This is a genomic window from Candidatus Poriferisodalis sp., assembly GCF_965198245.1.
In the GTDB taxonomy this organism is placed as follows: domain Bacteria; phylum Actinomycetota; class Acidimicrobiia; order Acidimicrobiales; family Poriferisodalaceae; genus Poriferisodalis.
This window is the reverse complement of sequence record NZ_OZ240249.1, coordinates 1,608,676-1,624,393: the sequence shown is the minus strand read 5'-3', so window position 1 is coordinate 1,624,393 and position 15,718 is coordinate 1,608,676. Positions and strand designations below refer to the sequence as shown.

11 protein-coding genes are annotated in these 15,718 nt (G+C 67.7%); all 11 read left to right on the top strand.

Features of this window, described 5'->3' with window-relative positions; translation table 11 throughout:
• Positions 1-134: 134 nt before the first annotated feature.
• Complete coding sequence (gene leuA / locus ACOCMM_RS07455; protein WP_419552549.1) at positions 135-1,862, top strand: 2-isopropylmalate synthase; 1,728 nt, start codon at positions 135-137, stop codon at positions 1,860-1,862.
• 65 nt (positions 1,863-1,927) lie between these two features.
• Positions 1,928-2,608 (top strand): alpha/beta fold hydrolase, encoded by a 681-nt coding sequence (locus ACOCMM_RS07450; RefSeq protein ID WP_419552548.1) that lies wholly within the window; start codon positions 1,928-1,930, stop codon positions 2,606-2,608.
• On the top strand, positions 2,605-4,290 hold the full coding sequence (locus ACOCMM_RS07445) for a Mur ligase family protein (protein ID WP_419552547.1): 1,686 nt from the start codon (positions 2,605-2,607) through the stop codon (positions 4,288-4,290). The genes ACOCMM_RS07450 and ACOCMM_RS07445 overlap by 4 nt, the downstream gene beginning before the upstream one ends.
• A gap of 65 nt (positions 4,291-4,355) precedes the next feature.
• Entirely contained in the window at positions 4,356-5,480 is a 1,125-nt protein-coding gene (locus ACOCMM_RS07440) for a D-alanine--D-alanine ligase family protein (RefSeq protein WP_419552546.1), read from the top strand.
• A gap of 2 nt (positions 5,481-5,482) precedes the next feature.
• Positions 5,483-6,478 (top strand): hypothetical protein, encoded by a 996-nt coding sequence (locus ACOCMM_RS07435; protein ID WP_419552545.1) that lies wholly within the window; start codon positions 5,483-5,485, stop codon positions 6,476-6,478.
• A 64-nt stretch (positions 6,479-6,542) separates the two neighbouring features.
• Positions 6,543-8,939 (top strand): HAD-IB family hydrolase, encoded by a 2,397-nt coding sequence (locus ACOCMM_RS07430; protein WP_419552544.1) that lies wholly within the window; start codon positions 6,543-6,545, stop codon positions 8,937-8,939.
• A complete protein-coding gene (locus ACOCMM_RS07425) occupies positions 8,936-10,525 on the top strand; it encodes a lactate racemase domain-containing protein (RefSeq protein ID WP_419552543.1) in 1,590 nt (529 codons plus the stop codon). The genes ACOCMM_RS07430 and ACOCMM_RS07425 overlap by 4 nt, the downstream gene beginning before the upstream one ends.
• A gap of 105 nt (positions 10,526-10,630) precedes the next feature.
• Complete coding sequence (locus ACOCMM_RS07420; RefSeq protein WP_419552542.1) at positions 10,631-11,617, top strand: lysophospholipid acyltransferase family protein; 987 nt, start codon at positions 10,631-10,633, stop codon at positions 11,615-11,617.
• 57 nt (positions 11,618-11,674) lie between these two features.
• Positions 11,675-13,588 carry an ABC transporter ATP-binding protein gene (locus ACOCMM_RS07415; protein WP_419552541.1) on the top strand — a complete coding sequence of 638 codons (1,914 nt, stop codon included), beginning with the start codon at positions 11,675-11,677 and terminating at the stop codon, positions 13,586-13,588.
• Entirely contained in the window at positions 13,578-14,465 is an 888-nt protein-coding gene (locus ACOCMM_RS07410) for a M15 family metallopeptidase (RefSeq protein WP_419552540.1), read from the top strand. Before ACOCMM_RS07415 ends, ACOCMM_RS07410 begins: the two co-directional genes overlap by 11 nt.
• 80 nt (positions 14,466-14,545) lie before the next feature.
• Positions 14,546-15,634: a class I SAM-dependent methyltransferase gene (locus ACOCMM_RS07405; protein ID WP_419552539.1), complete on the top strand. Its 1,089-nt coding sequence runs from the start codon at positions 14,546-14,548 to the stop codon at positions 15,632-15,634.
• Positions 15,635-15,718 lie beyond the last annotated feature (84 nt).

The following is a 15,718-nucleotide window of genomic DNA, read 5'->3' as shown; positions in this document are numbered from 1 at the left end:
AGGCGGGGACCGCACAGGTCCTCGCCCAACCTCCTGCGCCTCCGGGCCAGGGGGTTTTTTCGTGGCCCAAACCCGATCCGCACCAACTTCCACTGACCCGCTTCCACCCACCCCCGCCGACTCAGGAGATTCCGATGGCAGACGTCAAGCGCATCAGCGCCCAGCAGCCGAGCCCGATGCCGTACCAGAAGTACGGCACCTACGCCTACGCCGCGCACGTCCCGGGCCGCACGTGGCCGGACAAGCTCATCGCCGAGGCACCGCTGTGGTGCTCGGTGGACCTGCGCGACGGCAACCAGGCCCTCATCGACCCGATGGACGTCCCGCGCAAGCGCCAGATGTTCGAGGTACTGGTCGAGATGGGGTTCAAGGAAATCGAAGTTGGTTTCCCCTCGGCCTCGGGGCCGGACTTCGAGTTCTGCCGGATGCTGGTCGAAGAGGACCTGGTGCCCGACGACGTCTGGATCCAGGTGCTCACCCAGAGCCGACCCGAGCTGATCGAGCGGACCTATGAGGCGATCGCGGGGGCGAACAAGGCCATCGTCCACCTGTACAACTCGACATCGGAGCTGCAGCGCCGGGTTGTCTACCGGCTGGACACCGACGGCATCCGCGACATCGCTGTCACGGGCACACGATTGTGCAAGGAACTGGCGCAGCAACACGAAGGAGGGGCGATCCGCTTCGAGTACTCGCCAGAGTCGTTCACCGGCACCGAGATCGACTACGCGCTCGAGGTGTGCAATGCGGTGAGCGCCGAATGGGGCGCCACTGTCGACGACCCGATCATCCTGAATCTGCCTGCGACCGTCGAGATGGCGACGCCGAACACCTACGGCGACCTCATCGAGTACTTCCATCGCAATGTGGACAGTCGCGAGGCCGTCGTGCTGTCGCTGCATCCTCACAACGACCGAGGCTGCGGTGTGGCGGCAGCGGAGTTCGGCGTCATGGCGGGTGCCGACCGGATCGAGGGCACGCTGTTCGGCAACGGCGAGCGCACCGGCAACGTCGACATCATCACGCTCGCGATGAACCTGTTCAGCCAGGGCGTCGATCCCGAGTTGGACATCAGCCACATCGACCACCTGCGCCGGATAGCGGAGTACTGCAACCAGCTGCCGGTGCATCCTCGCCATCCCTACGGCGGCGATCTCGTCTACACCGCATTCAGCGGCAGCCACCAGGACGCCATCAAGAAGGGCTTCGAAGCGCTCCCCGACGACTACGACTACTGGGAAGTGCCGTACCTACCCATCGACCCAGCGCATGTGGGACGCACCTACCAGGACGTCATCCGCGTGAACAGCCAGTCGGGCAAGGGCGGCGTGGCCTACGTGATGAAGAACAGCTTCGGACTGGACCTGCCGCGGCGACTCCAGATCGAGTTCAGCGGCGTGATCCAGGCGATCACCGATGAGGGCGGCGAGATCCTGCCGGAGGCCATCAAGAAGACCTTCGATGAGGTCTACCTGCACGCCGAGTCGCCGTACACCTACGTCGGCCACCGCAGCTACTTCGACTCGGAATCCTCGGACGAATCCGAGGTAGAGGCCACCATCAAGGGACCTGACGGAGAAGTACGTGCGAAGGGGCGCGGCAACGGCCCCCTGTCAGCGTTCAAGACCGCCCTGGCCGATGCGCTGGGCGTCGACATCAGCCTCGTCGATTACCACGAACACGCTGTTGGGGCCGGTGCTGACGCCACGGCTGCGGCCTACGTCGAGATCGAGACCTCGTCGCGTGCTGTGTACTGGGGTGTCGGGCTGCATCCGAACATCGTGACGGCCAGCTTCCGAGCCCTGCTGTCGGCGATCAACCGGTCGCACGCTGGGCCCGATGCTGAGGTTCTCGCCCGCTGAGCCCGCTGGTCAGCTTCGCCGGCGGCGCCCTCTTCGGCAGTCGCGTCGGTGACCGGCGTTCTGCCGTGCTCGCGCTGCACGGCTGGGGCCGCACTCATCGAGATCTGCTCGAATGCCTCACCGGCAGCGATGCAATCGCACTCGACCTGCCCGGCTTCGGGGCCAGCCCCGCACCATCGGCAGCCGGAGGCGCAGCTGCCTATGCCGACGCCGTCGAGCCTGTGCTGGACGAATGCGCATCGCAGGTGGTCGTGCTTGGACACAGTTTCGGCGGCCGGGTGGCGTTGGAACTGGCTGCACGCCGGCCCGATGCCGTCGCCTCGTTGGTGCTGTGCGGGGTACCGCTGCTGCGACGTACCGATCGCCCCGCACCACGACCTGCACTGCGATTCCGCCTCGCTCGCGGATTGCATCGCCGCGGGCTGCTCGCCGACGGCACGATGGACCGCATGCGCCAGCGATACGGCAGCGCCGACTACCGGGCCGCGAGCGGCATCATGCGTGATGTGCTCGTCACCGTCGTCAACGAGACATACGAAAGCCGGCTCAGCCGCATCGCACAGCCCGTCGAGCTCGTATGGGGTCGCCAAGACGAACCCGTCCCAGTCGAGATCGCGCAGCGGGCCGCCGGAATGCTCGCCGACGCCCGCCTGACCGTCCTGGACGGCGTAGGTCACCTTGTGCCCACCGAGGCTCCAGCTGCGCTGGCAGCGGCCGTGCGCCGACAACTCGGGCACCTCCCGTGAACCAGGTCGTCCTGTGGACCTCGGTGGTGGCCGGTGTGATTGCGGCTTCCCGCTGGCTGCGTGTCGCCCAGCGTGAGCACTACGGCGTAGGGCGAACATCGCGCTTTGCCCGGCGCTGGTGGCTGCTCGACCGGAACAACCGTGTGCTGGTGCTTGGCGCGGCCGTCGGAGTGGTGCTGAGCGGCGCCTTCTGGTGGGCGCCGGCGATCACCGCGGTCGCCGTGGCCGTCGGACCCCAGGGTCTCGAGATCCGCGGGCGCTCCAGCCCACTGGCGTGGACCCGGCGGTTGGCCACCGTGGCGACGACGCTGGCGCTGCTGTGGCTCGTGCTGGTCGGCGTGGGCCTGCTGGTGGGTCTGGCGGCGCCGGTCGTGGCGGTGCTGCTGTTCGGCATGCCGCTGTGGGTGGACATCTCGCTTGCGGTCCTGGCGCCGCTCGAGGCCCTCCTGTCCCGTCGCTGGGTGCACCGCGCCCAGCAGCGGCTGGACCATATCGACCCGGTGCGGGTGGCGGTGACGGGTTCGTACGGCAAGACCACCATCAAGGGCTACCTGCGCCAACTGGTCGAAGGAACCCGATCGGTGGTGGCGACGCCGGCCAGCTTCAACAACACGGCGGGCGTGTGTCGCAGCGTCAACGAGCACCTGACGCCGAGCTCCGAGGTATTCATCGCCGAGATGGGCACCTTCGGGCCCGGCGAGATTGCCGCCATGACCCGCTGGGTGCGGCCCTCGGTGTCGATATTGGCCTCGATCGGTCCTGTGCACCTCGAGCGCTTCGGCAGTCTCGATCGCATCGTGGCGGCCAAAGCGGAGATCTTCGCTACGAGCCGCACAGCGATTCTCAACATCGACGCGTACGGCCTGCGAACAGAGGCCGACCGGCTGGCCGCCTCAGGCCTGCGGATCATTCGCTGCTCGACGCAGGACCCCAGCGCGGACGTGACGGTTCTGCCAGCCGACGCCCCGCCTGCTGGGCCTGCAGCGGCGACCGATCCAGCCCAGACGGCCTCCGACGATGCCGCCGGCGTTGGGTTCGACGTGACCTTCAATGAGGCAGTTGTGCCGCGCCGCATCACGGTGTTCGGACGGGAGATCGCCGTCGGACCGCTCGGCGACTCGGCGCCGGCGAACGTGGCGTGCGCTGTCGCGGCGGCGGCGGTGCTGGGCGTTTCGGACGCCGACATCGCCAGCCGCCTTTGCGACCTGCCGACCCCAGAGCACCGTCGCACCAGCGGACGCAGTCCCGGAGGCATCATCGTCATCGACGACACCTACAACTCCAATCCCGCCGGTGCGCGGGCCGCGCTGGGCATGCTGGCGAACACCGAAGCCGGCCGGCGTGTGGTGGTCACCCCCGGTATGGTCGAACTCGGCCGCGGCCAAGCACATGAGAATCGCCTGCTCGGCGAGCACGCCGCCCGGGTCGCCGACGACGTTCTCATCGTGGGCCGCACCAACCGGACAGCGCTGCTGGGCGGCGCAGCCGGCTGGGACAACGCCACAGTACGGCGAGCGACCCGGGGCCGGAATCCGCGCAGCCTGATTCACGACCGCACCGCGGACCGCGCCACGGTCCGTTGCATGGCCGACCGCGACGAGGCGGTGCGCTGGGTGCGCTCACACCTGCACCCCGGAGACGCCGTCCTCTACGAGAACGACCTCCCCGACCACTACCCCTGATCGGTTCGTTCCCATGAGAACATGGCGCCCATGGCCGAGCGGCTGAGAACTTGGTGGACGCGCCCATGACCCGTCCAGGCGTCTGCTTCGGCGGCCCGTCGCCCGAACACGACATCTCGATCCTCACCGGACTCCAGGCCGTGCACGCGCTCGCCGAAGCGGGACGCGATCCGGTGGCGCTGTACTGGTCGCCGATCGGCACGTGGCACGAAGTCCCGCCCGATCTCGAGGCCTCAGCCTTCGCTGACGGGCTGCCGCGCTCGGCAACCGAGGTTGAGCTGGCAGGCCGCCCCGGAGGCGGGTTCTTGCGCGCCGACCGGCGTCGCCGGCCAGTGCCGGTTGACGTGGTGATCAACTGCTGCCACGGCGGTCCAGGCGAGGACGGCGGCTTGCCGGCCCTGTTCGACCTGGCGGGTTTGGCGTACACCGGCCCGGGTCAGCGCAGCGCTGCCATCTGCATGGACAAGCTGGCGTTCAGCGGCGCCACAGAAGCAGCAGGGCTACGGGCGCTGCCGCTGTGGCTGCTCACCCCTGAGATGCCTGACCCCTCGGCGGCACCAGAGCTGGCGGACGGCCCGCTCATCGTCAAACCGCGCTTCGGCGGATCCTCGATCGGAATCGAGATCGTCGCCGACCTCGCGACGGCGCGAGCGCTCGCGCAGTCGTCCCCGTTGCTGCGCGACGGCGCTGTCGTGCAGCGCTACCTCACCGACATCATCGACCTGAACATTTCGGTCCGTACCTGGCCGCAGCTGCGGCTGAGCGCCGTGGAGCGGCCGCTGCGCACCGACAGCACGATCTACACCTACGCCGAGAAGTACCTGACCGGTGGCGGCGGGATGGCGACAGCACCACGAGAGCTGCCCGCCACGCTGCCGGCGACCATCGAGTCGACGCTGCGGGCGGCGGCCGTCGAAGTGAGCCGCCTCGTCATGGCCCGTTCGGTGATGCGCATCGATTTCCTGTGGGATGGCGGTGACGATCCCGACGGGCTGTGGGTGAATGAGATCAACCCGATTCCCGGCTCGCTGAGCTGGTACTTCTGGTCCGGTGAGGGCGACAGCCTCATCGAGTTGCTCGACGATCTCATCGCCGAGGCGCTCGACGGGCCCACCCGTCACTTCGTCACGCAAGGGGCCGACGGCACGGCCCTGCGCTCCGTGGGGACCATCGCCGCGAAGCTGGCGTAGCGATGCTGTACCGGCTGCTGGCGACGTGTGCTGCAACGACGCTGCTGGTGCTGGGTTGCAGTACGCCGGACGCATCGGATCCCGCCGGCGCTGCTGGTGACGGGACCGGTCTCAATGCGTGCGAGCGCTCCCGCTTGGCTGCGGCCCTCGGCGTGACTGAGCTGTCTCTGCCGCTCGATCCCATCGACGAGCCGCTTGCAGACATCGCCAGAGACATCTGCGCACTGGACAGCAGCGATCCGGGATCGACCGCGCCGGCGGACACACGGGTGCTCTCTCCCAGCGAACAGCGCGACGCAGCACTGCCCGCTGCGCTCGTGCGTGCCCCCGCGCTGTTCGACCCCGACGACACGCCGCCCGGCGACGATCCGTCGCTCGACGAATTGTGGATCGCGTGCGGGGAGGGCGCCGCCAGCGCTTGCAACGCATTGTTGTTCGAATCACCTGCCGGCAGTGACTACGAGGGGTTCGCGTTCAGTTGCGGCGGGCGCGAGAACCTGCACTGCAGCGTGCTGCTCGGCGAGACCGGCGCGGACGCCGGCCTGTTGGGCATCGAGTTCGGACCCGAGTCTCCGGCTCCAGGCAACATCTCCGAACTGAACGGCTGGTGGGAGGCGTGCGGCGACGCAAGCAGCCGCGCCTGCGCGCAGCTGGTGCTCTCGGCACCGGGCGGATCGGCCTACGCCAGCTTCGGCTGGACGTGCGGCGGCCGCACCACCCGCGACTGTGCCTCGCTGGTGGGCGACGACGGCTCACCGCCCGCGCTCGCCGGTCGTTCCCCACAGGATCCACCTCCGGGCGACGACGAGTACCTCGACCAGCTGTGGGAACTCTGCGGCGCAGCTGCAGCAACTGCGTGCCGCGACTTGGCCACCTTCGGACCGCCCGGAAGCGACTACGAACGGTACGCATTGTCGTGCGGCTGGCGGGCAGTGAGAGCCTGCGCTCGACTGTTCGCTGAGTTGAACGCTGAGTCGGTTGTTGTGCCATCCGCATGAGCAGAGGGGGCAGATTGCGCCTGCGTGCACGTATCTGCGCTCCGATGGGGCTAGACAACACGTCGTGATCGCCGACGCGTTGACCGGAAAGCGCATCGCCATCACCGGTGCAACTGGATTCTTGGGCACGGCTCTCGTCGAACGGCTGCTGCGCTCGGTCCCCGACTGCGAGCTGGTGCTGTTGGTGCGGCCGGGCCGCCGTACCGACGTGAACCGCCGTGTCGAGCGGGAGGTCCTGCGCAACGACGCCTTCGAGCGGCTGCGCAGCGCATGGGGCAGCGACTTCGACGACATCTGCGCCCGCCGCATCACGGTCGTGTCCGGTGACGTGAGCGTCGATGGCCTCGCCATGTCCGAAGGGGACCGCGAGTTGCTGTGCAACTGCGATGTCATCATCCACTCGGCCGCCTCCGTCAGCTTCGACAGCCCGCTCGACTCGTCAATCGAGATCAATCTGCTGGGCCCGAACCGCGTGCTCGAGGCCTGCCAGCAGCAAGGCACTGCACCGCACTTCATCGCGGTGTCGACGTGTTACGTCGCCGGAAACCGGCGGGGCTCTGCGGCCGAGGTCTTCCTGGCCGACACGCCATTCTCGATGGACGTGGACTGGCGGGCGGAAGTGTCTGCAGCCCGGCGCACCCGTGCCGACCTCGACGCGGCCAGTCGCACCCCGGACCGCCTGCGTCGCTTCCATCGCAACGCCAGAGATGAGCTCGGCCCCGCCGGCCTGCCGCTGCTCGCCGCCAAGACCGAGCAGCTGCGCCGGGAGTGGGTGGACACCGAGATGGTCACCGCGGGCCGCAGTCGAGCCTCCTCGCTGGGATGGCCTGACGTCTACACGTACTCCAAGGCGCTCGGCGAGCAGGCCCTGGTGGAACTGCAGGGCGACGTGCCCATCTCCATCGTGCGCCCATCCATCATCGAATCGGCCTTCTCCGAGCCCTCACCCGGCTGGATCCGCGGCTTCCGCATGGCAGAGCCGCTCTTCGTGTCGTTCGCGAAGGGAGAGCTCGACACCTTCCCGGGCTACCCAGAGGGCGTGATCGACGTCATCCCGGTCGACATGGTTGCGGCGGCGATCATCGCCGTCGCCGCCCGTGGACCGGTGCCCGAGCCGGAGATCTTCCAGGTGGCCTCGGGCGCAGTGAACCCCCTGCGCTTCAAGGTGCTGACCGAGACGACCATGCAATGGTTCCAGGACCATCCGGTCTATGACTCCAAGGGTCATCCCACGGCCAGCACGCAATGGCGCTTCGCAGGCGCGAACGGATTGGACGAGCAACTCGACCGTGCCATGTCGCTGTTCAACACAGCCGAGAAGATGGTGCACCGCCTGCCGATGCGGGGCCGCAACGACTTCACCATCCGGCTCGCGCAGCGACGCGCCAGCCTCGAGCAGATCCGTGACTACGTCTTGCTCTACGGCGCCTACGGCAAGTGCGAAGCGCTCTACGAAATCGAGCGCACCACTGAGCTGTGGGAATCACTGCACCCCGCCGACCGCGACAGGTTCGGCTTCGACCCTCGGGTCATCGATTGGCCCACCTACATCGCTGATGTGCATCTGCCGACCGTCATCGCCCAAGCACGTGTCAAGACCACCCCCCAGCCCCGCACTGGGCCGAGTCGCAACGAGCGCCTGCGCACTGCAGTGCTGGACCCGGCCCGCCATTTCGCGGCGTTCGACCTCGAGAACACCCTGATTGCCAGCAACGTGGTGGAGACCTACGCCTGGCTCGCCACCCGGAGGCTCGACACGGCGGCGCGCCTGCGCTTCACCATGCGCACCCTGGCCGAGACGCCCGGTCTGTGGCGGCGGGACCGCCGGGATCGCACCGACTTCCTGCGCTACTTCTACCGGCGCTACAAGGGCGCACCGGTGGGCCAGCTCGATGCCGACGCAGCCGAGATGCTCAGCCACCTGTTCTTGACGAAGGCGTTCCCGGCAGGGCTGCGGCGAGTGCGTGAGCACAAGGCGGCGGGGCATCGCACGGTGCTCATCACCGGTGCGCTCGAGTTGGCGGTCCAGCCCCTGGCGCCGCTGTTCGACCACATCATCGCTGCGCGCATCGACAGCCGCGACGGGCGCTATACCGGCGAGATGATCGATGTCCCGCCCACCGGCGAGGTACGCGCTCAGATGATGGTCGACTGGGCTTCGGAGGAGGGATTCGACCTCGCCCAGGGCGTGGCGTATGCCGATGCAGCCTCGGACATGCCCATGCTGGAAGCCGTGGGCTATCCCGTGGCGGTCAATCCCGAGACCCGGCTGGTCACCATTGCTGACAAGCGGGGCTGGCTGTGCGAGAACTGGGAACGCTCGCCGGGAGGCCCCCGGCCGCTGCTGCCGATCGCGCCGCCGTTCAAAGTGCGCGCCAGCACGGATCGCTTGGACCGAACGCACCGGACACGCCGTGCCCGCACCGCAGTCGGAGCCGGGCAAGAAAGGTCTTGGCGGTGACCGCGCGCAAGGGTCTCGTCCTCGACGTGGACCGCACGACCCCGCCGATCCTGTTCCACCACGGCGAGGGTCTGCGCTTGGAGAAGCTGCCCGTCGGCAGCCGGGTCGTGTACCCCAACGAGCCGCTGGAACCCGTACGCGATCCCGAGGGTGCCATCGCCGAGGCCTTGGCGAACCCGCTCGGCGACCGCGATCCGCTCACCGCCTACATGCATCCGGGCATGAAGCTGACCATCGCCTTCGACGATGTCTCGCTGCCGCTGCCCCCGATGGCCGCCCCCGACATCCGTGGCCGGATCATTGAGCAGGTGCTGGACATGGCGGCCTCTGCCGGCGTCGATGACGTCGAACTCATTGCCGCGCTTGCGTTGCATCGCCGCATGACCGAGGCAGAGCTGCGCCACGCCGTCGGCGACCGTGTGTATGACGCCTTCGCCCCCCACGGCCAGCTCTACAACTTCGACGCCGAGGATCCCGACGCGCTCACCCACTTGGGAACAACAGACGCTGGTGAGGAGGTGGTGCTCTCCAAGCGAGCCGTCGAGTCGGACCTGCTGGTGTACGTGAACATCAACTTGGTCTCGATGGACGGCGGCCACAAGAGCGTCGCCACCGGGCTGTCGCCCTATGCGGCGCTGCGCCACCACCACAACGTGCACACGATGCGACACTCGACGTCGTTCATGGATCCCGAGCACTCCGAGCTGCACACGCGCAACTGGCGCCAAGGTCGGCTGCTGGCCGAAGCCGGCGTGAAGGTGTTCCAGATTGAGACAACGCTCAACAACGACACGTTCCCCTCGCAGTACGGCTTCCTGCAGCGGCGCGAATGGGAGATGTCGCCTCGGGACCGCATGATGCTGATGGGCACCAAGACGGCGCTGGATCTCATGTCCCGCCGCCAGGCTCGGCGCATCTTCCACGGCATCCGGGCGCCCTATGGGCTCACCTCGGTACAGGCCGGCGAGGTTGAAGCGGTCCATCGCCAGACGCTGGAGAACGTCTACCGGCAGCACCTCGTGCGGGTGGAGGGCCAGACCGACGTGCTCACGATGGGGCTGCCATACCTGTGCCCCTACAACGTCAACTCGATCATGAACCCGATCCTGGTGGCGTGCTTGGGGCTCGGCTACTTCTTCAACTTGTACCGGGGCAAGCCGCTCGTCCGCCACGGCGGGGTGGTGATCATGACGCACCCCACATCGTGGGAGTTCCATCCGGTGCACCATCCCAGCTACATCGACTTCTTCGAAGAGGTGCTGGCCGACACCACCGATCCCGAGATCGTCGAGCATCGTTACGAGAAGCGCTATGCCGAAGACGAGTGGTACCGGCACCTGTACCGGACCTCGTACGCCTACCACGGTGTGCATCCGTTCTACATGTGGTACTGGTGCGCGCACGCGCTGGAGCACCTGGGCGGGGTGATCATCGTCGGCGGCGACAAGGCTGCTACCCAACGCCTGGGTTTCCGTTCAGCATCGACGCTGAACGATGCACTGGAAATGGCGACCGACGTGGTCGGACGTGACCCGTCAATCACCCATATTCACAATCCGCCCATGTTGATGGCGGACGTAGTCTGAGTTCTCGGGGCCTAGAGCATTGAGGCGCCAAGCGATGAGGCAGGGGGCACCGGGGTTGTCGCGACGACGAGATTGCCGCCGCAGTGCGGACGAGGGCGTGCAGCGATGAGCGACCCCAACCGTCGCGCCGCCGTGTCGCACCTCGGATCCAAGCGTGCGCAGCGCAAGAAGGCCTCGGTGACCCGTGTCGTGCGCGGCACAGAGTTCCCGCTGCGAGCGGCACCAACTCCTCAGGGCCAGACTCCGCTGCCGGCCAATGTGGGATCGAACTACAACACCGACTGGGCTCGGCGCTTCCCAGCTCGTGTGGCCCGGCGGGTGGCCCGCGACACGGTGGCGCGAGCACTGGTGCGCTACTACGCCCAGCCGACGATCAAGGGCGTCGACCGGCTCAGCGAACTGGACGGGCCGGCTGTGTTTGCCGCGAACCACCAGAGCCACGCCGACACCGCAGTGATCATCACCTCGATTCCCGAGCCGTGGTGCAACAGGCTGGTGGTGGGTGCCGCGTCCGACTATTTCTTCGGGAACCGGGCCACCTCGGCGATCTCTGCGCTGTTCGTCGGTGCCATCCCCATCGAGCGGACCGCGCTCAACCGCCGCACGATCGACAAGGCAGTGACGCTGCTGCGCAGCGGCTGGAGCCTGGTGATCTACCCCGAGGGCGGTCGTTCCCGTGACGGCTGGGGCCAGCAGTTCCGACCGGGTGCAGCGTTCTTGGCCAAGCAGGCCGGCGTGCCCGTGGTGCCCGTGCACATCCGGGGCACTTTCGACATCTTGCGCAAGGGCCGAGCGTGGCCCAGGCGTGCTCGCTCGGTGATCAACTTCGGCCGCCCGCTGGATTTTGGCGAGGACGAGAACAACCGCCGATTCACGCGGCGGCTGCAGGCCGCCGTGGAGGGATTGGCGGACGAGACCGCGACCGGCAACTGGTTCGCGGCGCGCCGACGCCTGCACAGCGCCGACAGCCCCGGCATCGAGGGCCCCTCGGCATCGGCGTGGCGCCGTCGCTGGGCGCTCACCGAGCCCCCGCCAGCCGATGGTGGGCCCGACAGCTCGGCGGTCGCGAAGCGTCGCTGGCCCTACGTCTAGGCCGACTGAGACCGCACTGCCGCTGCGGTTCGGGGAGCGCCTCGTATCGTTCGATCCATGCAGTCGATGGCATCGGCGCACGCCGCGATAGGACACGACCCGGCCGGCGTCGAAGGACGTCACATAGCGCCGGGCACCGTTCGCCGGGCGGCAGCCTTGGCACGCCCATACCGGTCGGCGCTGACGGGAGTCCTGATTGCTCAACTGCTTGGCGCGCTTGCGTTCGTGGTGCCGCCGATCCTGTTCGGGCGCATCATCGACGACGCCATCCCGACCGGAGATCGGTGGCAGCTCAATGTGCTGGCCGCGATCATCTTGGCCTCGGCATTCGCCGAGGCGGGCCTGTCGTTCATCGAGCGCTGGTGGTCGGCGCGTATTGGCGAGGGCCTCATCTTCGACCTGCGAGTAAGCCTGTACGACCACGTGCAGCGGATGCCGGTGGCGTTCTTCACCCACGTGCAGACCGGCTCGCTGATCAGTCGCATGAACAACGACGTCATCGGCGCCCAGCGGGCCTTCACCGGCACGCTCAACTCGGTCGTGTCCAACACCATCGTGCTGTCGACGACGCTCGTCGCGATGATGGCGCTGGAGTGGCGGTTGACGCTGCTCGCACTGGCGCTGCTGCCGGTGTTCATCGCGCCTACCAAACGAGTGGGCCGGCGGTTGCAGGCACTGACCCGGCAAAGCATGCAGCACAACGCCTCGATGAACACGGTGATGACCGAGCGCTTGAACGTGGCCGGCGCGCTGCTGGTCAAGCTGTTCGGGCGTCATGACGTCGAGCGGGCCGGGTTCAGCCGCACGGCCCGGACCGTGCGCGACATAGGTGTGCGCAGCGCGCTCTACGGGCGGGCGTTCTTCATCGGCCTCAGCCTGGTGGGCGCCGTGGGGGCGGCGATGCTGTATTGGGTGGGTGCGCACCTGGTGATCTCCGGTGCGCTCACCATCGGAACGCTGGTGGCGATGGGGCTGATGGTGGTGCGGATCTACATGCCGCTGACCGGCCTGACGAATGCCCGTGTGGACGTGATGACTGCGCTGGTCTCGTTTGAGCGCGTCTTCGCGGTGCTGGACCTGCCGAACCCGATCCCGGACCGCCCCGATGCCGTCAAGCTCGGCGCAGTGGACGGGCGGATTGAGCTGCGGGACGTGACGTTCACGTATCCCCCTGCCGACAGCAACGTTCTCGCCGAACTGGGCGGCGTGGCAACGCCGCCCGAGCAACTCAGCGGCGCGACAGCGCCGCCGTCGAGCGATGCTCGGACCGGACCGGTGCTCGAAGGCGTGTCCGCAGTCATCGAACCTGGCCAGACGATCGCGCTCGTCGGGCCGTCGGGCGCAGGCAAGACCACGCTCGCTGCGCTCGTAGTCCGCCTGTACGACATCGACAGCGGCGCGTTGCTCATCGACGGGCACGACGTGCGTGAGGTCACGACGGAGTCCCTGCGGTCCAACATCGGCGTCGTCTCGCAGGACCCGCACCTGTTCCACGACACCATCGCCGCCAACCTGCGCTACGCCCAGCCCGGCGCCACCGACGCCGAGCTGGCTGAGGCGTGCCGAGCCGCACACATCGACGAGCTGATCCTGAGCCTGCCCGACGGCTGGAACACCGTCGTGGGCGAGCGCGGCTACCGGCTGTCGGGCGGTGAGAAGCAGCGTCTGGCCATAGCCCGGGTGCTGTTGAAGCGTCCCGCCATCGTGGTGCTCGACGAGGCCACCAGTCACCTCGACAGCGAGAACGAGGCCTTGGTGCAAAGCGCGCTCGCGACAGCGCTCGCCGGCCGCACTGCAGTGGTCATCGCTCACCGACTTTCGACTATCACCGACGCCGACCAGATCCTGGTGCTCGATCGCGGGCGCCTCGTCCAGCAGGGTCGCCATCTCGATCTGCTGGCCGCAAATGGTCTCTACTCCGATCTGTACCGCACGCTCGTGGGTACCGATGAGCCCGCTGGTGTCACCTGAGATTTCTCCCCCACGCTGGCGACGCTGCTGCTGGGCCCTTGCAGCTCTGACCTTCGGTCTGACGGCCCTCGTTTCCGCGAGCGCGCTTGGGGCCGCAGTCGCCGAGCCGCAAGCCTGGGTCGACGAACCGATCACCGGGCCATGGGCACCCCCGCCTCCCATCGACGAACCCAAGTCGCGTTGGCAGGAGCCGGTGCCCGCCGGTGTCCATTCGCTGTCCTTCCCGTACTTCACGGGGCCGGAGTTCAACCAGCTGTTCAACACCGCTGCGCTGCCGAACCTGTCGTCGATCTACCGCCCACCGACGATCACCGACTCGGCGGAGATGGACGAACACATACGAGCCAGCGCCGAAGACCGCGGCTATCTGCGCCGACCATTGCCGGCGAACTACGCGCTGATGCGTCTCATCGATGACGGCCTCGCGCTGCAACGGCCCGCAGCGGCGGCATGGCTGGCCCTGGCTGAAGATGCTGCCGCGCACGGTTACGAGCTGGAATTGGACTCCGCCTACCGGGGGCACCAGTACCAGCGGGAGGTGTTCTTGCGGCCGTACGAGGCGCCGTATGGGATCGACGATCTTTCCGAGCGCCTGACGATGTCGGCGCCGCCGGGCTACTCCAAGCACCACACGGGGTACGCGATCGACATCGGCCAGCATGGGTATTACAACTTTGGGCGAACGCCCGCCTACAAGTGGCTGTCAGCCGACAACTTCGCCAACGCCAAGAAGCACGGCTGGATCCCGAGCTACCCGCCCGATGGCGGCAAGCAAGGCCCGGTGCCCGAGCCGTGGGAGTTCACCTACGTCGGGCGGGAAGCGATCCTGTGCTTCCACCAACCCCCCGCCATTGACGACCCCCTCTGCCGCCGCTGAGGGCACTCAGGCTCCAGCGGCGGGCGCACGGGGCGTGCGTCTGAGGGAACCGCGACCGGGGCACGGCTAGCGTCTCGCAGATGGCTGAGGCAACCGCGAGTGAGCGGCGTGAGATCGATCCGGACCTGCTGGGCAAGTTCGCCTTCCAGGTGTGGTCCTACAAGATGGGCGAGATGGTGTCGTCGATGCTGCACATCGGCGACGAACTCGGGCTGTTCGGGGCGCTGGCCGACGCTCAGCCGGCCACCAGTCACGATGTCGCCGAGGCGACCGGTCTCGACGAGCGGCTGGTGCGGGAGTGGCTGTACGGCGTCGCAGCGGCTCGCCTGGTCACGCACGACGACGGTGCATTCTCGATGTCGCCTGAGTCTGAAGCACTGCTGGTCGACGAAGAGGGCTCATTGCACTTCGCCATGGGAGCATTCCGCGGCGGTCTCGGCGACACGGCACTGGACCTGATCATCGAGTCGTTCCGCACCGGCATCGGCATGACCTATGAGCAGCAGGGGCCCCGAGCAGCGGCTGGCCTCGCCCGCACGACGGGTCCGTTCAGCCGTCAGAACCTCACCTCGGTCATCCTGTCCGGTCTCGACGGCGTCACGGACAAGCTCGAACGCGGCGCCAAGGTGCTCGATGTGGGCTGCGGCGCCGGTGTCTCGGCATGTCTGATCGCCGAGAAATGGCCGAACACCGAGGTGGTCGGCTTCGACCCTTCCGCCATCGCCGTCGAACAGGCCCGAGAGCGCGCCGAGGAGGCCGGTCTCGAGAACGCGACGTTCGTGGAGGCGGGAGCGGCCGACGTCCCCGACACCGGCGACTTCGACCTGGCGCTGACCTTCGATTGCCTGCACGACATGCCCCGGCCCGACATCGCGCTCGAGGCGATCCGGGGCGCGCTTGCGCCCGACGGCACGCTGCTCATCAAGGACATTCGCTCCAGGGGCGACTTCTCGCAAGATCAGCGCAACCCGATGCTGGCCATGTTCTACGGGTTCTCGATCACCAGCTGCCTTCAGTCGGCGCTCAGCGAGCCCGGCGGCATGGGACTTGGCACGCTCGGTCTCTATCCGGACAAGGCACGTGAGCTGACGGCGGCAGCCGGGTTCACACGCTTCGAGCAGCACGACTTCAGCGACGCCGCGAACCTGTACTACGAAGTCCGGCCCTGAGCCCAACGCCGCTGCCAACTGCCGTCGTCCAGCCGCCGCTGAGGCCAATTCTGGCGTGCAGCCCGTAGTTTCTTAGCAAGCTTC

Bases quoted from the DNA above. Each gene is read 5' to 3' on its own strand.
- leuA (WP_419552549.1), top strand. From the start codon at position 135: ATGGCAGACGTCAAGCGCATCAGCGCCCAGCAGCCGAGCCCGATGCCG.
- ACOCMM_RS07440 (WP_419552546.1), top strand. From the start codon at position 4,356: ATGACCCGTCCAGGCGTCTGCTTCGGCGGCCCGTCGCCCGAACACGAC.
- ACOCMM_RS07435 (WP_419552545.1), top strand. From the start codon at position 5,483: ATGCTGTACCGGCTGCTGGCGACGTGTGCTGCAACGACGCTGCTGGTG.
- ACOCMM_RS07420 (WP_419552542.1), top strand. From the start codon at position 10,631: ATGAGCGACCCCAACCGTCGCGCCGCCGTGTCGCACCTCGGATCCAAG.
- ACOCMM_RS07415 (WP_419552541.1), top strand. From the start codon at position 11,675: ATGCAGTCGATGGCATCGGCGCACGCCGCGATAGGACACGACCCGGCC.
- ACOCMM_RS07405 (WP_419552539.1), top strand. From the start codon at position 14,546: ATGGCTGAGGCAACCGCGAGTGAGCGGCGTGAGATCGATCCGGACCTG.